The sequence below is a fragment of the Acinetobacter sp. 2JN-4 genome (assembly GCF_003687745.1).
Taxonomy (GTDB): domain Bacteria; phylum Pseudomonadota; class Gammaproteobacteria; order Pseudomonadales; family Moraxellaceae; genus Acinetobacter; species Acinetobacter halotolerans.
The window spans coordinates 481481-501749 of the sequence record NZ_RDNY01000001.1; the positions used below are offsets into that span (position 1 = coordinate 481481).

General features: G+C 40.0%; 18 protein-coding genes and 3 pseudogenes. 8 read left to right on the forward strand and 13 right to left on the reverse strand.

Features of this window, described 5'->3' with window-relative positions:
* Positions 1–9: 9 nt before the first annotated feature.
* The 7 genes and pseudogenes from EAH57_RS16255 to pilG form a co-directional block, all read right to left on the reverse strand.
* Positions 10–2349 (reverse strand): annotated as a pseudogene (locus tag EAH57_RS16255) (response regulator); the annotation flags it as partial.
* Positions 2350–2573: 224 nt separating this feature from the next.
* Positions 2574–4470 (reverse strand): annotated as a pseudogene (locus tag EAH57_RS16260) (Hpt domain-containing protein); the annotation flags it as partial.
* Between the two features lie 90 nt (positions 4471–4560).
* Positions 4561–5091: pseudogene (locus EAH57_RS16265) on the reverse strand (Hpt domain-containing protein); the annotation flags it as partial.
* Positions 5092–5247: 156 nt separating this feature from the next.
* The gene (locus tag EAH57_RS02390; protein ID WP_121928675.1) at positions 5248–7329 is read right to left on the reverse strand and encodes a methyl-accepting chemotaxis protein; all 2082 of its coding nucleotides are present in this window, start codon (positions 7327–7329) and stop codon (positions 5248–5250) included.
* 47 nt (positions 7330–7376) lie between these two features.
* A complete protein-coding gene (locus EAH57_RS02395; protein WP_004669427.1) occupies positions 7377–7913 on the reverse strand; it encodes a chemotaxis protein CheW in 537 nt (178 codons plus the stop codon).
* 64 nt (positions 7914–7977) lie between these two features.
* The gene (locus tag EAH57_RS02400; RefSeq protein ID WP_004669429.1) at positions 7978–8340 is read right to left on the reverse strand and encodes a response regulator; all 363 of its coding nucleotides are present in this window, start codon (positions 8338–8340) and stop codon (positions 7978–7980) included.
* A 21-nt stretch (positions 8341–8361) separates the two neighbouring features.
* Entirely contained in the window at positions 8362–8745 is a 384-nt protein-coding gene (gene pilG, locus EAH57_RS02405) for a twitching motility response regulator PilG (protein ID WP_004640629.1), read from the reverse strand.
* 278 nt (positions 8746–9023) lie between these two features.
* Here pilG and EAH57_RS02410 point away from each other — a divergent pair, with 278 nt between their 5' ends.
* Positions 9024–9671 (forward strand): hypothetical protein, encoded by a 648-nt coding sequence (locus EAH57_RS02410; RefSeq protein ID WP_121928676.1) that lies wholly within the window; start codon positions 9024–9026, stop codon positions 9669–9671.
* 212 nt (positions 9672–9883) lie between these two features.
* Positions 9884–11599, forward strand: a complete 1716-nt coding sequence (locus EAH57_RS02415) for a proline--tRNA ligase (protein ID WP_121928677.1) — start codon at positions 9884–9886, stop codon at positions 11597–11599.
* Between the two features lie 56 nt (positions 11600–11655).
* On the opposite strand, the gene EAH57_RS02420 is transcribed toward EAH57_RS02415, so the two are convergent.
* The 3 genes from EAH57_RS02420 to EAH57_RS02430 form a co-directional block, all read right to left on the reverse strand.
* Entirely contained in the window at positions 11656–11991 is a 336-nt protein-coding gene (locus tag EAH57_RS02420) for a YegP family protein (protein ID WP_121928678.1), read from the reverse strand.
* A gap of 163 nt (positions 11992–12154) precedes the next feature.
* Positions 12155–12499, reverse strand: coding sequence for a zinc ribbon domain-containing protein YjdM (locus EAH57_RS02425; protein WP_121928679.1), 345 nt, complete (start codon positions 12497–12499; stop codon positions 12155–12157).
* A 57-nt stretch (positions 12500–12556) separates the two neighbouring features.
* Positions 12557–13009: an SRPBCC family protein gene (locus EAH57_RS02430; protein WP_171407361.1), complete on the reverse strand. Its 453-nt coding sequence runs from the start codon at positions 13007–13009 to the stop codon at positions 12557–12559.
* A 177-nt stretch (positions 13010–13186) separates the two neighbouring features.
* Here EAH57_RS02430 and EAH57_RS02435 point away from each other — a divergent pair, with 177 nt between their 5' ends.
* The 4 genes from EAH57_RS02435 (at position 13187) to EAH57_RS02450 (ending at position 15609) form a co-directional block, all read left to right on the forward strand.
* The gene (locus EAH57_RS02435) at positions 13187–13909 is read left to right on the forward strand and encodes a YgfZ/GcvT domain-containing protein (RefSeq protein WP_121928681.1); all 723 of its coding nucleotides are present in this window, start codon (positions 13187–13189) and stop codon (positions 13907–13909) included.
* A 91-nt stretch (positions 13910–14000) separates the two neighbouring features.
* Positions 14001–14234, forward strand: coding sequence for a hypothetical protein (locus EAH57_RS16085; RefSeq protein WP_121928682.1), 234 nt, complete (start codon positions 14001–14003; stop codon positions 14232–14234).
* A gap of 2 nt (positions 14235–14236) precedes the next feature.
* Positions 14237–14557: a low molecular weight protein tyrosine phosphatase family protein gene (locus EAH57_RS02445; protein ID WP_121928768.1), complete on the forward strand. Its 321-nt coding sequence runs from the start codon at positions 14237–14239 to the stop codon at positions 14555–14557.
* Between the two features lie 248 nt (positions 14558–14805).
* Positions 14806–15609, forward strand: coding sequence for a tetratricopeptide repeat protein (locus EAH57_RS02450; RefSeq protein ID WP_121928683.1), 804 nt, complete (start codon positions 14806–14808; stop codon positions 15607–15609).
* A 67-nt stretch (positions 15610–15676) separates the two neighbouring features.
* On the opposite strand, the gene EAH57_RS02455 is transcribed toward EAH57_RS02450, so the two are convergent.
* Positions 15677–17806 carry a TonB-dependent receptor gene (locus EAH57_RS02455; protein WP_213071135.1) on the reverse strand — a complete coding sequence of 710 codons (2130 nt, stop codon included), beginning with the start codon at positions 17804–17806 and terminating at the stop codon, positions 15677–15679.
* 208 nt (positions 17807–18014) lie between these two features.
* On the opposite strand from EAH57_RS02455, the gene mutM reads away from it, so the two are divergent.
* On the forward strand, positions 18015–18836 hold the full coding sequence (gene mutM, locus EAH57_RS02460) for a bifunctional DNA-formamidopyrimidine glycosylase/DNA-(apurinic or apyrimidinic site) lyase (RefSeq protein WP_121928684.1): 822 nt from the start codon (positions 18015–18017) through the stop codon (positions 18834–18836).
* 22 nt (positions 18837–18858) lie between these two features.
* Positions 18859–19149, forward strand: coding sequence for a peptidylprolyl isomerase (locus EAH57_RS02465; protein WP_121928685.1), 291 nt, complete (start codon positions 18859–18861; stop codon positions 19147–19149).
* Between the two features lie 72 nt (positions 19150–19221).
* Here EAH57_RS02465 and EAH57_RS02470 read toward each other — a convergent pair whose 3' ends face one another.
* Complete coding sequence (locus EAH57_RS02470; protein ID WP_121928686.1) at positions 19222–19554, reverse strand: gamma-glutamylcyclotransferase family protein; 333 nt, start codon at positions 19552–19554, stop codon at positions 19222–19224.
* A gap of 160 nt (positions 19555–19714) precedes the next feature.
* Positions 19715–20149 carry a large conductance mechanosensitive channel protein MscL gene (gene mscL, locus EAH57_RS02475; RefSeq protein WP_004669460.1) on the reverse strand — a complete coding sequence of 145 codons (435 nt, stop codon included), beginning with the start codon at positions 20147–20149 and terminating at the stop codon, positions 19715–19717.
* Positions 20150–20269 lie beyond the last annotated feature (120 nt).

The window sequence follows — 20269 nt, forward strand, 5'->3', positions numbered from 1 at the left end:
ATTCACTCCTCAGCGCACAACAAGTAAGCTATCTATATTTTCCAAAAGTGTTTCTTCTTGGAATGGTTTACCCATGTATTGGTTTACACCTAATGATAGGGCACGTTCACGGTGCTTCTCACCTGTCCGCGAGGTAATCATTATGATCGGTAGATTTCGATGGATTTCATGATGTCGAACAAGATTTGTGACTTCGAAACCATCCATTCGCGGCATTTCGATATCCAGCAACATTAAATCAGGTTTAATGGTTTCCAGTTGCTCTATCGCATCTACACCGTCTTTCGCAGTCACCACATCATAGCCCTGACGTTCTAGCAGGCGTGACGTGACCTTACGTACGGTGATTGAGTCATCCACAATCATAATCAAACGACGTTCGTCATAACGCTGCTTGGTGTATGTTTCATCTGCTTGTTTCGCACGTGGCGTTGACTGAGCTTGGCGAGCAATATTTTGACCATCTAAAATCAAGCAGACCTGACCATCACCGAGAATGGTTGCCCCTGCAATCACGCCAATACTGGAGAATTGTTGCCCAACTGGTTTTACAACAATTTGACCACGTGAACCAATGAGCTGGTCGATCAGCAATGCGGTTGTCTGACCTTGCGCCCCTTTAATCAACAATACAGGTAAAGAATGTACGATACCGCTTAAGCGTGGAATCGGCTGCCCTGCCACAAACTCGGATAAATAACGCAAACGATAGCGCTCTTGATCAATATCGAAGTAGTCTTCTTGGCTATCAAAGTATTGCTCTAACGCCATCGGGGAAATACGTACGATACGATCAATTTGTGCCAGTGGGAAAGCAAATTGTTGGTCGCCCGCTTTCACCATAAGTGCATCGCTGACAGCCACTGTCGTCGGTACTCGAATGGTAAAGGTTGTGCCTTTACCAAAAATAGAACTGACACTGACATGACCACCCAGAGCTTTAATATCACTTTGTACAACGTCTAGACCAACACCACGCCCAGAAATCTGAGTCACTTGCGCCGCGGTACTAAAACCAGGATGGAAGATAAACTGTAAAATCTCATCTTGATCAAGTTTTTGTTCTTTGGTCATTAACCCCGTTTGAATCGCCTTATCTTTAATACGATTTACATCAATCCCTTTACCATCATCACTAAAGCTAACAACAACATCTGTACCTTGACGACCGATATTTAAAACAATATGTCCTGTTTCAGGCTTTTTCGCTTGTAAGCGTTGCTCACGGTCTTCGATACCATGATCAATCGCATTTCGCAACATATGCTCAAATGGTGAGACTAGACGCTCCAAAATACTACGGTCTAATTCACCTTCGGTATTGTTCACAACCAGTTCCGTTGGTCGGTTCAAAGTAGATGCCGTTTGGCGAACAATACGTTGTAAACGTGGCAACAGCCGTGAAAATGGAACCAAACGGGTACGCATCAAACTTTCTTGAATTTCTGCTTGGATACGTGACTGTTGTAACAATAGACCTTCTGTATCACGAATCTTCTCTGAAAGAGTCGTTTTAAAGTCAACCAAGTCAGAGGCCGATTCTGCGAGAGATTTTGACAACTGATTTAAAGATGAGTATTGATCCATCTCTAATGGGTCAAAATCAGCATAACGTGCATCTTCGCCACCATGTCGTGCAATAATTTGACTCTCTAACTCACCTTCCATTCGACGTAATTGGTCTGCCAAACGCTTGATTGCAAGTTCCATTTCCGTCAACGTACCGCCCAACTGACCTAAGTCCATCTCGATACGTGAACGGTTAATCGCATTTTCTCCTGACAAATCAATCATCTTCTCGATGACCTCAGCAGAAACACGAATCATTTCATTGTTCTGTTCTACGCGCTCAGTTGACTCCCACTCACCTTGCATAGATGGTGGCTCAGTGCCATCACCCTGAACAAACTCCATGGTGTATTCAGGTGTAAAAATATCCCGTGCAGACAGCTTTTGTGGTAATTGTGCTGAAACGTCAACAAAGTCCATTTTTTCTAAATTATGTTTTAAACCATCAAAATTCGCATATTGACGTTTAAAGACAGCATCATTGAGCCATGCAAGCGCTGTATTGAGTAAGTTGTCGTATACATTTGAATTAAAATGATGCACACCAAATTGTTCAAACGCATTTTCTAAATGATAGGCAATGACGGCAACTGCATCCAACTCGGCCATCCGCGCGCCGCCCTTTAAACTATGGGCATTACGTTGTAGCTGTAATAACACACTACGATTACTACGTTGCTCGAACCATTGTTTTAATAACTGTTGAGCCTGTTCTAACAACTCTTCTGCTTCTTCAAGGAAGGTCTGTTCCACCAGTGAACGAACATCATCCTCGGCAGTTTCTTCATCAACCAACGCTACGATTTGATCAGGCAACTCCGCTTCAACAGCAACTTCTGTCTCAACTGAACTTAATTCTTCAGTTGTTCGCTCAATGTCGTCTGTCACAGACTGCTGTTCAATGGTCTCATGTGTATCAGACAGCATTTCGACTCCACTGTCTTCAACTTGAACTACAGATTCAGCCGTGTCAACGCTTGGCGCATGACTTAGGTCGCCAGCAGATTGCTCTGCTTGCTGGAGTAACTGCACAACATGCGTTGATGGGTAGTCAACCTGTTGATCTCGAATCGTCTGAATACGATCTGAAATATCATCTTGTACCAAACGAATCAATGCAATCAGTTGAGGTGTTGCTAGTAGTTGTTGGTTGATGAGTTTTTCATAAATCGTTTCTAATTCATGCGCAATCAAACCAATATAAGGGGCTTGAATCATATTTGCCCCCCCTTTTAAGGTGTGCAAATAGCGCATCAAATTTTTCAGTGCGTTTAGATTTTGATGATCAACTGTCCATGTATTTAGATCAGCATCGATCCCCACCAATAACTCATCCGCTTCTTCTAAGAAGATATCTAGTAAATCTGGATCAAAGTTTCGATTGGATGCTGCGGATTGTAATTGTTGTTTATCCAGTACCAGTTGAGCAGCGAGATCGGTTACATCGACAGCATCATGAGTAGCTACTGTCTGAACAGCAACATCTGTAGCAGGCACTGTTGTTTCTTCATCGGCACTCGGTTCGCTAACGATTGTGGCTACTTTGCTTTCAGCATCAGTCATCGCTGTCGATGCTGTTAACTGTACTAAAGCACCTACGACATGGGTCGAAGGATAATCTATTTGCTGATCTCGAATCGTTTGAATACGATCTGAAAGATCATCTTGGACTGAACGAACAATCGCGACTAAGGTTGATGTTGCTTGGAGTTGCTGATTAATAAGCTTTTCATAAATTGTTTCTAGCTCATGCGCAATCAGCCCAATATGAGGGGCTTGAATCATATTTGCGCCACCTTTCAAGGTGTGCAAATAACGCATCAGATTTTTTAAAGCATTGAGATTTTGACCATCTGCTGCCCAAGTATTGAGATCTGTATCGATCCCAGCCAATAACTCATCCGCTTCTTCTAAGAAAATATCCAAGAGATCAGGATCAAAGTCGCGATTTGCTTCAGCAGATTGTAATTGCTGTTTATCTAAAGCAAATTGAGCCGTTAAATCTGTTGTAGCCACCTGCGTAGGTAAATTGTCTTTATCATCATTAGTTAGCGCGAGTGGTGAGTCTTCAGATATGTCTAAAACAGGCTGATCTAGCGACTCAACATTCTGTTGGGTAAACGAACTAAGCTCATTTAAAACACGTTCATGCACTTTGGTTAAAGTGACACGTTGCCCCGCCGCCAAGGTATCAAACAATTGAGTAAACTGTTGATGGACTTGGTGATATAACTCAAATGCATAATCTAAATGAAGTAAGTTTGGCTTAAAAATTAAATCTTGATAGCTTGAACGCAACAAACTTGTATATTGATACATCCCAATCGTTGCGTGATGATGGGTATGTTGCAATAATATTTCAGCTTGTTGACTAAGCAACTGTAGATATTGAGGAAATTCTGCACGTGCTCGTTTCTCAAAATCAGATTCCACATCAAGTAAATCATGGATATTGAGTTCCAACAACTGAGAAACCAGACCTTGTGGTCGTACCGATCCATTGTGTTGTTCTTCTAATTGGAAGTCATAGCTATCCCATGCCGCATTGAATGTGGCATAGATTTCATCAGATTTCTGCTGTGTATCTTGTTGTCTTAAACTATGCAAATAATCACGAACGAATTGAGCATAATGCGTTAGTAAAGCAGTTTCATTTGAACTTGAATCTAGCTCATCTTGTAATAATGTTTTAAATAGATTTTCAACTTTCGAGCTTGCTTCAAAAATGTGATCCACATGCGCCATCGCAGAGCTACCACGAAGCGTATGTAAAGCTCGAATCAAAGTATTGTATTGCTCATTGGTTTGGCGATCATCCTGCAAAAAGTGATCAATAGTCGCCAGATGCTCTTCCGCTTCTTCCAAGAAAATTGCTAATGTCTCTTTGGCTAGCATCTCATCTTCGGCTGATTCCGTTTCAGCTTTGGTGAATACCAGCTCAGCATCTGATTCTCGCTGTTCTAATGCCAGTACATTATCACTCACTGGATCATCAAGCAATTCTAGGCCTGTAAGATCATCATCATGCTTTAATTGATTGGCAAGATTCAATAACTCAGTCAATACAGGGTCAGGTTTTTTCTGTTGTTGCAATTGTTGACCGAGTAAAACCAGTGGTCTTAAATCGATAATATGCGCTTTCACCGCTTTAAAGTCATGAATAAGCTTAAAGCGATAAACATTAAAAATGGCCTGTACATAACGTTGGATTTCCGTATCGAACGGAATCGTTCCAGCTAAGACACGATTAAGAAGGTCTTCAACCGTCCAACCTAACTCCCCAGAAGATTTTGCCCCGACCATTCTTCCAGAACCTTTAAGGGTATGGAAATGTCGACGAATATCCGTGAGCACATTCTGTTGACTCGACTGTTCAATCCATTGAACTAATAATGGCTCTAACTCAACAAAGATCTCATCTAATTCTTCAATAAAAATCTCAAGAATTTCTGCATCTTGTTCAAGATAACTGTCTTCAGGAAGCGTCATCGTTTCAACTAACGTTTTTAATATTTGTTTCATAGCGGCTTCTTTCGTTTTTATCCACCAGTTGTGGCTAAAAAATACGTGTATCTATCACACAAGATGTCGTTCCATTTTGCCATCACCTTGTTGAGATATCCTACATCTCTAAAAAAATGGAAAGACAGACACCCCCATCTGTCTTTCCAATCCGGCTTAATCCGGCAACTTAAAGTCAGTTACCGATTCACGTAAAGATTCAGCCATGTTTGCCAATTCAGAAACTGAACGCGCTGTATCAAACGTTGCTGTTGTTGTTTGTGACGTAATTTCCTGTACAACATTCATCGTCGTCGCAATATGGCTTGCTGAAGCAGACTGAAGCTTCGCAGCATCAGAAATGCTCGCAATCAGTTTCGCCAAATCACCAGATACGGTCTGAATCTCATCCAGTGCAATCCCCGCATCTTTGGCCAAGTTCGCACCACGCACAACCTCAGAAGTTGTTTGTTCCATTGAAATCACGGCTTCATTGGTATCTGTTTGAATGGTTTTTACTAAGCTTTCAATCTGCTTGGTCGCTGATGCAGAACGTTCTGCAAGACGCTGTACCTCATCTGCTACAACGGCGAAACCACGACCTGCTTCTCCTGCCATTGATGCTTGAATCGCAGCATTCAATGCCAAAATGTTGGTTTGATCGGCAATATCATTAATCAACGAGACGATGTTACCAATCTCCTGAGATGATTCACCCAACCGTTTAATACGTTTTGAGGTTTCCTGAATCTGCTCACGGATATGATCCATACCTTGAATCGAACGGTTTACAACATGTGCACCATTGGTCGCAATTTTCACAGAACGGTGTGCAACCTCAGCTGATTCGGATGCATTGGCTGATACTTGGTCGATCGACAATGCCATTTCGTTCATCGCCGCTGAAGCACCTGCGATTTCTTGTGCTTGATGTTCAGACGCTTCTGCCAATTGATTGGTAATATTCTGCGTATTCTGCGTATATCGTGCTACTTCTTGCGAGGTGTCTGTAATTCGAGATACAAGGTCGCGTAACTGATCGATCGCAAAGTTAATCGAGTCCGCAATTGCCCCTGTAAAGTCTTCAGATACCGTCGCATAAGAGCGTAAGTCACCGTCCGCCAAATCAGCAATTTCATCGAGTAAACGCAAAATCGCATTTTGGTTACGGTCATACTCATCTTGTAAGCGTGTCACACGTTCTTTATCGGTATTACTACGTAAAGCAAGTAGCTGTAATGCAGAGAAAACCAAGACACCTAAAGCCAAAATTAAAGCAATACCTGCAAGTACATTGCCCCAACCACTTTCAGCTTTATCCGATAAAGTATTTAGGGATGAAAGAAGTGAGTCAGATTGAGTGAAAATTTCAGAAGATGCTTGACGTACATGCACAATCTGATTGGCATTTTTCAAGACTGTATCTGCAGCTAATCTTAAAACTGAATCATAGTCTGATTTGATGCTATCAACTGACTCACGTAAATCAGAAGAACTAATACGATCCACACCAAGCTCAGAACTACCATTTAATTGCGCATTTAAATAAATACCAAAGGTATCAATATCTGCACCAAAGTCATTAGCAGAAGCATTTGAGTTGTCTGTACCCACTAACACGGAGTTAATTGAACGTAAAATACGTTCCGCAATGAATACTTGGTTTTTAGTGATAATTACCTGACTACTTGGCATGTTTTCACGAACCATTTGATCAACCATCAGGTTATATTCAGCCTGAATCTCAGGAATTGTTTCACTGATGGAAATGTTGGTTTCATAGAGTTGATTAATAACGTCTTCTTGAGACACAATCAAATCAATATGTTTTGCGACATTCCCCCAAAGCTGGTCAACTTTTTGATATTCATCCGAATTGGTGTTATAGCGATTACCCACAATTTCAAGATTTTCAGCAAATCGCTTTTCAGACTCAACCAGACTTTTCATTGATTCTGATGTGCCTGATGCGGTTGCCTCAGTTGCTTGACGCGAAATCATCTGCGACAACAAACGCAACTCACCTAAACTTCGAGTCAACTGATTAGAACGCGGCAGACTCACGAATAAATAGATTAAGAGGATAACTGCAAGGACCAGAGCAATTAAGGAACGATAGATAATTGGTTTTGATTTCTCAGTCTCACCAAATAAACGAGAAAACTGATCCACTTGAGTCCGAATTTTTTCTACAAAAGTTCCGCCCCTTTTCAATCCCGCACTATCACTACCATTCTTCTTTTTAAGTTTAAAGCCCATACCAGCTTCTCCCCGAAATACCTGTTAATTTTCCACAGCGTATTAAATTAGTTTATAAACTTTATTGATGCATTCATGTACTGCGGATTTTTTAATAATCGACTCAGTAAGAACACATGCCATTGCTGATTATGTTGGTGAAAATACCCCTGACAATAGTCTTTTAATTTATTGTCTAGCTCATCCGTTTGAGAGAAAAAACTCTTTTTATTGAAGTGCTGAATTCCCAAGACCTGATCTACGACCAACCCCACATAATGGTCTTGATGACTAATACAAATCACTTTTTGCATTGGAGAGAATTGACTTCGTTGACCCGAAATAAAATGAGTTAAATCAGAAACTGAAAGCAAGCGTCCGCGGATATTTGCTAGGCCACGCACCCATGCTTGAGTATTTGGTACCGGCGTATATTTCGGAGGATAAATCACCTCAGAAATTTCCCCCAATGGTGCAACAAAATATTGCCCGAACATTTCAAATGCGATACCAGACCAACGGCTGACTTCATTTTGACTTGAAGTATATTGTTTATTGCCTCGCTTGGATAAGCGAAGCAACTCGATAAATCCATTTGCTGCCATACTCTATCCCATATTGAGTCATGAAAAGCGGAGTAATGCGAAGACCATATTGAACAACAATCAATTAACTTAATAATTCTTTGATTACGTCTATAAGTTGTTGTTCATCAACTGGCTTCGTCAAATAATCGCTTGCACCTTGACGCTTTCCCCACACTCGATCTGTTGCTTGATCTTTGGTGCTGACAATCACAACAGGAATATGCTGTGTTTCTTTCGCTTTGCTAATCTGGCGTGTTGCTTGAAAGCCATTCATCCCTGGCATAACAACGTCCATAAGCACCAAGTCAGGCAATTCTGCTTGTGCCATCGTAACCCCATCCGCACCATTGGTTGCTTCTAATACATCATAACCGTGCTTCGTTAAAATTTCTCTAAAGCGAAATGTTTCAGTAGGTGAATCATCTACAATAAGTATACGAGCCATTTTGTCCTCAATTTTTAAATTTTATGCGCTAACATGGTTACGGATCGCACTTAACAGCTCATCCTTACTAAACGGCTTAGTCAAATATTCGTCAGACCCCACGACACGCCCTTTCGCCTGATCAAACAAACCATCTTTGCTTGAAAGCATAATCACAGGAATATTTTGATAGTTTAATGAATTCTTGATCAATGCACAGGTTTGATAACCGTCTAAACGTGGCATCATAATGTCAACAAAAACGATATCTGGATTGGCTTCAGCAATTTTTGATAATGCCTCAAAACCGTCAACCGCAGTAATTACCTCACAACCTTCCCGTTGCAATAAGGTCTCTGCTGTACGACGAATTGTTTTTGAATCGTCAATCACCATCACCTTTAAGTTTTGAAATTTATCTTCCATTTAATTGTTCCGCCCCATTCAATCAATACACACTATATGGTTGGTTTAATTTATTTTATACAGTTTGATATTTTTAACATATCTTTACTTGCATTATCAATGAAGTTTTTTGAACCGATCTATCAGTTTTTCAAAACAACCGCTATTAGCTCACACTTTTAATTAAATTCATATTTTTTTTGCATGCCGACTATTTTTAATTGTATAAATAACCACTAATATACAATTGATTATTATTTAAAAATAAGTGATTTAGTTGACTTTTTACGGGAGATGTAATGACTGATTCGTTAAAGTGCGGTTTCCGCGTTAGACACTTTAAGACGATTGCACGCATTTACATTTGCTCATTTTTTTTATTGTTATCCCCTTACGCTTCATCTTTCGCAGCAGCCGAACAAGCAAAGGCGGTTTGGTATCGCTACTATGATAAAAATGGGATTGCCAACGTCAGTACCTCTGTGTCTCCTGACCATATCCGTTACGGTTATGAAGCGCTTGATCGAAATATGCAAGTCATTAAACGGAATCGACCTTTCAACGCTCTAGCAGATGCACAACAATCTTCCCAACGAGAATCACTCGCACGTCAACGTGAACAAGATTTGCGCTTGAAACGCGCTTATGGCAGTGTTCAGATTGCAACCGTAAAAAGGGATCAAATTTTAGCAAACCTAAAAAAACAACTCAGCTATCAACAGGAACAATTACAACAATTACAAACGGATAAAATCAGATTTAAACGCCAAGAAATGGAATATCATCGCAAAGGACAAGCGATTCCAGCACAGCTCAAAAGCAATCTTGCAAACAATACCCAAAATATTGATAACGTCAAAAGAACGGTTGAAAGTCTACGCAACGCTTATCAAAAAACCGAAGCCGAATATACAGACATCATCCAACGCTTAAAAAAACTTGAATAAAATCAATGTAAAAAATTATTTAAGCAGCACTACATCTCGATAAAACTGCAGGCTAACTTTTATATTTCTTCAATATTTAAGCCTTCTACAATAGGTTATACTGCGCCAAATTGAATGATTCATGTCATAATGCCAAACGGCTGAAAAGTGGGTGTATTATTTCATCCATTCTTATTGGCTTTTTTATAACACTTAACTTTAGGACAGTTTCCATGCGCGCAAGCCGCTTTTTATTTGCAACGTTAAGAGAAACCCCAAATGATGCTGAAGTCATTTCACACCAGCTCATGTTACGTGCGGGGATGATTCGTAAATTAGCTTCTGGTTTATACTCTTGGTTGCCCATGGGAACGCGTGTACTAAAGAAAGTCGATGCGATTGTTCGTGAAGAAATGAATCGCTCAGGCGCATTAGAAGTTTATATGCCTGTGACGCAACCTGCCGCACTTTGGGAAGAATCAGGTCGCTTTGAACAATACGGCCCAGAATTATTACGTTTCAAAGATCGCCATAACAATGATTTTGTTTTAGGTCCTACACATGAAGAAGTCATCACCGACTTAGCGCGAAATGAATTAAAAAGTTATAAGCAATTGCCGCTGAATTTTTATCAAATTCAAACCAAATTCCGTGATGAAATTCGTCCACGTTTCGGTGTGATGCGTTCACGTGAATTCATCATGAAAGATGCTTATTCTTTCCATGCGAATCAAGCATCTTTACAAGAAACGTATGACGTGATGTATGACACCTATAGTCGCATCTTCACTCGTCTTGGTTTGGACTTCCGTCCAGTACAAGCGGATACTGGTTCGATTGGTGGCTCAGCATCTCATGAATTCCATGTACTTGCAGCCAGCGGTGAGGACGATATTGCATTCTCAACTGAGTCAGACTATGCAGCAAACGTAGAAATGGCCGAAGCTGTTTTAGTTGGCGAACGCGCACCTGCTACGCAAGCTTTTGCATTGGTCGATACACCAGATCAAAAAACCATTGCCGATGTGTGTGCATTTTTAAATGCTGATGCGAAACAATCAGTAAAAGCATTACTGGTACAAGGGATTGCAGATGAGAAAGGCAACTCGCCTGTTGTTGCCTTGTTCTTACGTGGCGATCACGAACTAAATGATATTAAGGCTGAAAAGCATCCACTTATTGCTGCACCTTTGACATTTGCAACTGACGAACAACTACAGCAACACGGTTTAATCGCAGGTTTCTGTGGTCCTCAAGGCTTAGTTGAAAAAGGTTTAACGGTGATTGTAGATCGTGCTGCATCAATACTGGCTGACTTTGTTGCTGGTGCAAATGAAGTGGATAAACATGCCACTGGCGTGAACTGGGATCGTGACGCGAAATTCACTGAAGTATTTGACTTACGTAATGTGGTTGAAGGTGATCCGTCTCCAGATGGTAAAGGGACGCTGCAAATCAAACGTGGTATTGAAGTCGGCCATATCTTCCAGCTCGGTACAAAATATTCAGAAGCTTTGGGCTGTAAAGTACTTGGTGAAGATGGCAAACCATTTACCGTCACCATGGGTTGTTATGGCATAGGGGTTACACGTGTTATTGCTGCTGCTATTGAACAGAATTACGATGACAAAGGCATCATTTGGCCTCAAACGATTGCACCTTTTGACATTGCAATTGTGCCAATGAATGCACATAAATCACCACGCACCGTAGAAGCTGCTGAAGCACTTTATGCAGAGTTCCAAGCACAAGGTTATGATGTACTCCTTGATGATCGTAATGAACGTCCTGGGGTTAAATTCTCTGACCTTGAGTTGATGGGTATCCCTCATCGTATCGTGATTGGCGAGAAAGGCTTAGATGCAGGTACTTTCGAGTACAAAGGCCGTCGTGATGCAGAAGCAAGCAACCTTAGTAAAGATGAATTATTAATGAAGCTTGTACGCTAGTATTCGCACATACAATAAAAAAGCCGTTTCAATGAAACGGCTTTTTTATTGTAAAATTAAACAGTCTGATCTTTAATTGTTTCCGATGAACCATTATTTTGTACGGATTCAATACCTTTATCACGAGACTGTACACTGGCATAAAGCTGACTGGTGCCAATCACCTGATGGTTTGCAGCCTTTAGATTAAAATATGCTTTATCATTTTTTGACATTAATCGCTCATAACGAACATCATCTGGACTGTTCTTTTGCACTGAGGCAATCCCATTCATTGCTGATGCCTTGGTCTTGTATAATTCACTATTTAAAATGACTTCCCCATTACCTGCTTTCAATACAAAGCGATATTGACCATCGCTTGCTCGATTCACCTCGTACCATCCAGCCATAAAATACCTCTATTATTGGAATTCATATTGTTTTGTGTCTCTAATAATATAAATCAGCCACAATAGTTTAAGTAGATTGTTTTTTGTTCGCTTTTGGTAGCTTAGAATTTATTACAGATATAAAAAAGGAGCATGTGCATGCTCCTCAATAAAATGCTTGGAATTAAACTTTTTTCACAAACTCAGATTTGAGTTTCATCTGACCAATACCATCAATTTTACAATCAATGTTATGACCATCACTCGCGTCAGCGACCAAACGAATTGATTTAACCTTTGTACCAACTTTAACAACGGATGAAGAACCTTTGATTTTTAAATCTTTAATTACCGTAACGCTATCACCGTCAACTAAAACATTACCGTTGGCATCTTTAATAATTTCTTGTGCTTCTGAAGCTAAACTATCACCTTCTTTCCACTCATGTGAACATTCAGGACAAATAAGGAGTTCGCCATCTTGGTAAGTATATTCTGATTGGCATTGTGGGCAGTTTGGAAAAGACATAAAAATCTCAAAAGCCTTATTATGATCGATAGAAGCCGTTTTTCAAAATTAATCCGCTTATTGATCAGGGATTTCAGCTTGAATCAGCAAACCCAACAAATAAAGTGACTCTTGCCACCCTAAATAACAAGCTTCAACAGGGATCACATCTGGTAGCCCCTCTTGGGTAATATTCACCTCTGTACCCACAAGCACAGGCTTGAGTTGGATGGTCATTTGGATCTCACCCGTCAGATGAGGATCATCGAACTGATCCGTATAGCGAAGCAGTTCATTTGGAACAATTTCGATATATTTCCCACTAAATGAGTGCGTGCTCCCTGTAGAAAAATTCGTAAACGACATTTTATAAGTACCGCCTACTTGCGAGTCTAAATGATGAACTTTAGCAGTAAACCCATGAGGTGACATCCATTTGACTAACGCATCTGGATCTAAGAAGGCTTTAAAAACACGTTCAGGGGGCGCATTGAATACGCGATGTAATCGTACTGTACCTGGCATTGTTATTCTCCCTTGAGACTATTCTTTTATTTATGGATTGAGCATCACAATTTAATCATCATTGTGATCTTTCCAATCTCTTTATTTCAACATGAATATCAACAATCAAAAGCTGCTTTTTTGTGAAAAATGGCGCAAAATAACAGCCCCCTAGTGACCAAAACGCAGCTTTAGGATCGATCTATGAGTCAGCTTGCTTTTACTGCTTTTAGCTTAAATGGTGTAGATGCACAAAAATTTTTACAAGGTCAGGTAACTGTTCACACTGAGCGTTTGCCAGAAAATGAAAGTCGATACACTGCTATTTGTGATTTAAAAGGGCGTATTCATTTTGGTTTATGGATTAAAAAATTAAATCCAGAAAGTTTTGAACTTGTCACCACACAAGATCAAGCAGAAGAGTTTTCCAAACATATCAAAAAGTTTGGTGCTTTTTCAAAAATGAAATTAGAAGAAATTGGTCAAGTTTTTCCAAATATTGTTGGACATCAAACTGAGTTCTCTCAGACAGAAACCGATGTAAAGACTTGGCAATTACAGGCCATTCAGTCTGGACAAGCTTGGATTACTCAGACAACAGAACATGTGTTTCAACCACAAGAATTACGCCTACATCAACGTGACGGCGTACATTTTGATAAGGGTTGCTACTTGGGGCAGGAAATCGTGGCACGTCTTTGGTTTAAAGCCAAACCTAAACACTGGTTACATTTAATTCAAGGAAAAGGTGAAGTTCCCTCTCCTACAACTCAACTGAGTAAAGATATAGAAGTGGTCAATAGTGTCGCCATTGAAGATGGCTATATCGCACTTGTGGTAGCAAAACCAACTGCTCTAGAAGAGCTTGATTTGACAGTGTTGGACTTGCCAGAAGCACTAAGTGGTGATGTGGCGAGACCAAGCTAATCTGTTGTTAAAAACTAGACTGTAAGTTAAAATTCAAAACTCATGTGTTATCGCGGCTGCTGAACCCGATTAACTTATGAGTTTTTTAATAATGGATGATTTACCGCAACAACGCACGCGAGCTTGGAGACGCAAGAAAAAGCTTCTTTTCAGAGGTCGAGACTGTCGGCACACTTCTCTTTTGTGGAAACCCCAGAAAAAATGGAAGTACTTATGTACCCGTCAAGCTAAACTCGCTCGCTCAAAAAAATTAGGAATCGAATATCCTCGAGTTTCTAAAATAAAGAACTTAATTGAAGCTCGTTTTAATTATTGGACACTATAACTCTGAACTTTTTATTCATCTGTAGTCGTAATCAATGGCGTAGTCCAACTGCTGAACGCATCTTTGCACAAGGGTATGGTCTCCATACCCGATCAGCTGGTACCAGCCGCCACGCTAAACATACAATTTCGCTCAAAGATATACTTTGGGCTGATCAAATCTTTGTGATGGAAATACGACATAAGCAACAAATTAAAGAGAAATTCTCTAAACAGCTCATGAATAAGAAAGTGTTTGTTTTAGATATCCCTGATAATTATCAATATATGGATTCTGATCTAATTAAATTACTACAACTCACGATGCAGCGTTATATAACATAACGTTAGCGTTTATTTCCGCATTCACTTTCCCTCCATAAATCCTCCACAATAATTCCACAAAAGATAATCATAACCAATTGTTTTAACGAGTCTTTATTTAAAAACAATCAGAAATTAAAGACATTATTCCAGCATCATATATACAAAATCATCATTTACATTTTTTACCAAACTTTTATGATGTGCACATCAACGAAATATTCTGCTATACAACGGATTAAAGCAGATCGATGCGAAGGGAAAGAAAAATGAAAAAGTTGCTTATAGCCAGTTTAATGATTGTTGCAAGCCACGCCACACTAGCAGCAGACAGCAAAGCTTCAGCCAAAACAGATGTTTTTGCAAAAGCAACCCAACTCTATGAAGCAAAAAACTACCCTGCTGCATTCGCAGAAATGCAACGTCTCGCAGAGTCAGGGAATGCTCAAGCCATCTACAATCTTGGCTACATGACCCAAAATGGACAAGGGACAACTAAAGACGAAAAAAGAGCTTTGCAATATTACCAAGATGCCTCAAATAAAGGCTATGGCAAAGCCAGTTTTACCCTAGCGCAACTTTATCGTCATGGTGGATTAGGTATTACACCGAATACGCCAAAATTCAAAGAGTATTTAGATCGAGCATCAAAACAAGGTTCTGACGAAGCAATCGTGGAAATCGCAACATTATTATTTGCTCAAGGCAAACCTGAAACAGACCAAATTGCGATTCGCCAACTCAGACCATTGATTCAAAAAAACTACTATCCTGCTATGCACATTAGGGCTTTGTATGATTTAGCACAAAGCGTTAAAAATAAGAATCCTGCGATGCGTCAACAAGCAATCAAAATGATTCAATCCCTTGCAGAAAAAGGCTATGCACCATCATTGATGGCATTAGGTAATATGTTGGCGAATGGTGATATTCTTCGACAGAACTTACCAGAGGCGAAAAAGATTTTTACAGAACTGGCGAGACAGGATATCCCTCAAGCCAAAGAATCTTTGGCAAAAGTAGAACAGATTATAAAAGCCAAAGAACAACAAGCCAAAGCTTCAAAACCGTAGTATTTTATTTTACCCGTAACCACCAAATATCAACTTTTCTAGCAGATATTTGGTGGTGGTCAACAGATTAAAACTGTTTAGTGACTTTAATCCCAGCACCCCAATTGCGCCCATCCGCAGGTTCATAGAAGCGTCCATTGCCGTCATTTACAATCACTGAACCGACGTAATTTTTATCCAACATATTGTCGACACGCGCATACGCATTCACGCTCCAGTCATCCATTGTCCAGAGATAACCCGTGTAGGCTGAAACAGTGGTATAACTTGGCGCTGCTTCAGTGTTGGTATCATTCACGTAGATTTTGTCATTATATTGAGCATCAACCCCACCATAAAAACCAGTGTTTGGTTTCCATGCTACTGCGGCATAGGCTCGTTGTTTTGCGATCCCTGGAATCAGGTTACCTGAGGAAATTTCTGCTACAGAGCCAATAGCGGGAACAGTTGAATCAAAAGTTGCATCTAAATAACCATAACTGGCATTCACGACTAGATCACGCCAAAGTGCTTTGTTCCATGTCAACTCAACCCCTTCACGCAAGGTTTTATCTGCGTTACGAAAGGTCGTGCGTCCATTGCTTGCGCCTGCAGAGACAATGTCATCTTTGGTCTTGGTTTGGAAAACAGCCAAAGTAAAATCACCAAGTTGATTTTGTGATTTCAAGCCAAGCTCATAGGTATCACTGCTCGATGCATCAAGATCAAAATTAAAACCGCCTACACCATCAGGGCGATAAGCCATTTCAGTGAAGGTTGGAGTTTCAAAACCTTTGGCATAACTGACATAAGCCAAAAGTTCGGGAACAACTTGCCAGCTCAGCGCCACAGATGGCAAGAATTTAGAATAATCATGTTTGCCACTATCATCACCGTTTACACCTGAAATGTAATGGTCTTTAGATTTGTAATGTACATTACTATAACGAAGCCCCGTATCTACTCGCCATGTCGGTAAAAACTGCCATGATGCTTGTAAATAAGGATCGATATTCCATAAGCTATTGTCTTCGTTACGACGTAAATTACCTTTCACGCCATAACTTGGTTGATTACTCATTAAGACAAAGTTTTCATAGCCTTTACGATCTTCATCCATGCTATCAAGTGCAACTCCAAGACTGATGCTCGTATTTGGTAGCAACTCTTTTCCAGTCCAACGAAAATCAGCACCATAATAATTACGATCGAAATCAATCACCCCACCGGCATGACGTGGATTGGCTTGAGCTGATGCAGGTATAGACTGATATTGTGTTACCTGACGATTGCCCCAATACCCCATCATATATAACTCATGCTGATCATTAATTGGCTTCGACCATGTCACTCCAGTTTGAGTTTGTTCAATATTTTTACGTACATCAAATTGCTTAAGAAATGGAACTTGTTGCTTAGGATTTTCATCCCATAGTTCACGCGTTAAACCTTGAGGGTCATTTGCATTGATTTTGACGTAATTAGTCATCCAATTAATCTTCGAACCATCTTCAAGATTCCATGTTAGTTTGGCATTGTTGAGCACCTTACGTGCATCACTATGTTCACGATAGCCATCGGTATCAAAATACGATGAGCTAATCACGTAACTTGGTTCATTGGCATGTTCTGAACCGCCTTGGAGAACTAAACCTGCACGATTTTTATTGTGACTACCACCCACATAGCTCATTTCTATTGAATCTTTACCCTGCCCCTCTTTGGTCGTTGTCAAGATCGTCCCACCAGAGGAGTTCCCATAAAGGGAGGAAAATGGTCCTGTCAAAACTTCAAGGTGATCCAAGCTACTTAAATCAATATTTGAGGTTTGTCCCTGTCCATCTGGCATGGTTGCGGGAATACCATCGACATAAAGACGAATTCCTCGCACGCCAAAAGTAGAACGTGCACCAAATCCACGCATTGATAGCTGTAAATCTTGCGCATAGTTCTCACGGTTATTTAGCTGTAAGCTTGGAATTCCTTTCACAAGTTCAGTTAGATTAACCTGTGCAGACTGTATTTGCTCAGGTGCATCAACGCGAAATACCGAAGCGGGTGTCTGTAGATAGCTTGTATCTGTACGCGTCGCTTCAACTTTAATCGTTGGGAGTTGTATAGGCTGCTCATTCGATTCAGCGGCCCATAGTAAGGAACTGTTTAGCCCCATACTCATTGCGACACAACCGTATAACAGGTTAATTTTCCAGAAAGGCATGAAGATTCCTTATTTCTCAAAAAATTGAAACGATGATTTTTAAAAGTAAGCCGCTATTTATTTTATAATTATCTGAAATCATTAATTTTTAGCTAAATCAGTCAAAGTTATTACTGATCTATATTGGCAAATAAAATTAAATATCGACATAATTGTAAGTTAAACATTTACCCTCATTGTATTGTTGTTGAAACAACTTGATCTTATTATGCCCGAACTTCCTGAAGTTGAAACCACCAAAACCAGCCTGTTACCTTTATTGGAACAGCGCGTCCAAGCAGTGAAAGTCTGGAATGCCAGTTTACGTTGGGCGATACCTGATGATATTGATAAGCTTGTTGGTCAACGCCTAACGCACCTTTCACGGCGCTCCAAGTATATTTTAGCTGAGTTTGAACATGATCAAATGCTTTGGCATCTCGGTATGTCTGGAAGTTTTCGTTTGTGTCAGCCTAGCGATGAATTGAGAAAACACGACCATCTAGTGATTGATTTTGAAGATTATCAGCTCCGCTATCATGACCCACGTCGCTTTGGTTGTATACTTTGGCTTGATCAAAATCATCAAACTAAGCTGATTGATACACTCGGCCCCGAGCCGTTAAGTGATGATTTTAATTCGTCATATCTTTTAGAAAAACTAAGCAAAAAAAATGTCGGCATTAAAATTGCTTTAATGGATAATCATATCGTGGTCGGTGTAGGCAATATTTATGCGACTGAAAGCCTATTTAATATCGGCGTTCATCCAGCACAACCTGCGTCAACCTTAACCAAAATTCAAGTGGAAAAGTTGGTGATTGAAGTCAAACGAATCTTGCAACAAGCCATTGATTTAGGTGGTTCGACTTTACGTGACTATAGCAATGCGATGGGTGAAAATGGTTATTTTCAACAAACCCTTTTGGCATATGGTCGAGCTGGCGAGATGTGTGTTAACTGTGAGACGACCTTAGAGAACCTAAAACTGGGACAGCGTGCGAGTGTTTTTTGCCCACAATGCCAACCATTGAAACTGAAAAAAGCATAGTTTTTTTAAAGGAGAACAACGCATGAAAACTGCTATTGTTCGACATATCTTAGTCAAAGATAAAGACATGGCTGAACAATTGAAAAAACGTATCCATTCTGGTGCTGATTTTTCAAAAATTGCGAAGCAATATTCAACCTGTAATTCAGCCAAACGTGGTGGCGAGTTAGGCGAAGTCAAAAAAGGACAGCTTGTTCCTGTTATAGACAAACTGGTTTTCAGTGCTGCTGAACGCGTCTTACATGGTCCGATTAAAAGTCAGTTTGGTTTCCACTTGATCGAAATTAAATTCCGTATGGATGGGGTGAGGTAATCAGAATTGGGCTTAAATTTAAGCGCCCAGAAACTGAAATAATTTTTCGTTGTGCTTAGACTGAAATACTTTTCAGTCTTGTTCTTTCATTACATAGGTCCATGCCAGTATTTTTTCACCCGAATCCAAATGTACTTCAGTCTGCACCCGTTGGTATTGAAAACCTTCAAAATCATCTAGCATTTGCCAATTTTCTTGTAATTTTTCAGTGCTAAATAAGTAACCTTCCACCAAGGCATCTTTTTGGTTTAATACGATTGCTGGTAAGCCTTTATCTGGTCCCCAGTCTAAAATATGTACTGTGCCACGCACAAAAGCTTTCTGCCAGTCTCCCCCAATTCCACCTAAAATATGCGCATTTTCTCGGTTTGGGCAAAGTGTGCCATAGACGAATAATCGATTCATTTTGATGCTTTTTTCCCTCATATTTGCATAGCATCTTAGAATGAAGTTGGCTATTTTCCTAGATGCTTAAATGACCATCAAATCTATATCGCCAGCTCTCCCCGAAACGATTAGCCATAAAAAACGGCATCTTAAGTGCCGTTTTTTATTTAAAGCTAATTTAGCCCTGTTTTTTTAGCTCATCACGAATTTCACGTAACAATTGAACATCTTCTGGTGTTGGAGCTGGCTCTGCTGGTGCAGCTTCTTCTTGTTTGCGTAGACGGTTCATTACCTTCACTAATAAGAAAACCACCCATGCCAAGATTAAGAAATTAATCAGAATCGTTAAAAAATTACCATAAGATAGTACAGTGAGTCCTGCTTCTTGAGCCTGAACCAAGGTCGTAATATTTTCTGATTCACCACGTAATACAATAAATTTATTACTGAAATTGACTTCGCCACCAATCACAAAGTTAATGATTGGCATTAAAATATCTTTCACTAATGAGTCAATGATTTTACCAAAAGCCCCACCGATGATCACACCAATGGCGAGATCCATCACGTTACCTTTTACTGCAAATTCTTTAAATTCTTGAATAATACTCATCTATAACTCTCCAGAGTTGAATTTTGTCGCGTTCTGTTTTTGCATTGTTTATTACACAGACGAAGCGACTAGCCATATAGTTGATAATTTAATATTTTTTCAAAAAAATGAAAGTCATTT

Bases quoted from the DNA above. Each gene is read 5' to 3' on its own strand.
- EAH57_RS02390 (WP_121928675.1), bottom strand. From the start codon at position 7,329: ATGGGCTTTAAACTTAAAAAGAAGAATGGTAGTGATAGTGCGGGATTG.
- EAH57_RS02395 (WP_004669427.1), bottom strand. From the start codon at position 7,913: ATGGCAGCAAATGGATTTATCGAGTTGCTTCGCTTATCCAAGCGAGGC.
- EAH57_RS02400 (WP_004669429.1), bottom strand. From the start codon at position 8,340: ATGGCTCGTATACTTATTGTAGATGATTCACCTACTGAAACATTTCGC.
- pilG (WP_004640629.1), bottom strand. From the start codon at position 8,745: ATGGAAGATAAATTTCAAAACTTAAAGGTGATGGTGATTGACGATTCA.
- EAH57_RS02410 (WP_121928676.1), top strand. From the start codon at position 9,024: ATGACTGATTCGTTAAAGTGCGGTTTCCGCGTTAGACACTTTAAGACG.
- EAH57_RS02415 (WP_121928677.1), top strand. From the start codon at position 9,884: ATGCGCGCAAGCCGCTTTTTATTTGCAACGTTAAGAGAAACCCCAAAT.
- EAH57_RS02420 (WP_121928678.1), bottom strand. From the start codon at position 11,991: ATGGCTGGATGGTACGAGGTGAATCGAGCAAGCGATGGTCAATATCGC.
- EAH57_RS02425 (WP_121928679.1), bottom strand. From the start codon at position 12,499: ATGTCTTTTCCAAACTGCCCACAATGCCAATCAGAATATACTTACCAA.
- EAH57_RS02435 (WP_121928681.1), top strand. From the start codon at position 13,187: ATGAGTCAGCTTGCTTTTACTGCTTTTAGCTTAAATGGTGTAGATGCA.
- EAH57_RS16085 (WP_121928682.1), top strand. From the start codon at position 14,001: ATGGATGATTTACCGCAACAACGCACGCGAGCTTGGAGACGCAAGAAA.
- EAH57_RS02450 (WP_121928683.1), top strand. From the start codon at position 14,806: ATGAAAAAGTTGCTTATAGCCAGTTTAATGATTGTTGCAAGCCACGCC.
- EAH57_RS02455 (WP_213071135.1), bottom strand. From the start codon at position 17,806: ATGCCTTTCTGGAAAATTAACCTGTTATACGGTTGTGTCGCAATGAGT.
- mutM (WP_121928684.1), top strand. From the start codon at position 18,015: ATGCCCGAACTTCCTGAAGTTGAAACCACCAAAACCAGCCTGTTACCT.
- EAH57_RS02465 (WP_121928685.1), top strand. From the start codon at position 18,859: ATGAAAACTGCTATTGTTCGACATATCTTAGTCAAAGATAAAGACATG.
- EAH57_RS02470 (WP_121928686.1), bottom strand. From the start codon at position 19,554: ATGAATCGATTATTCGTCTATGGCACACTTTGCCCAAACCGAGAAAAT.
- mscL (WP_004669460.1), bottom strand. From the start codon at position 20,149: ATGAGTATTATTCAAGAATTTAAAGAATTTGCAGTAAAAGGTAACGTG.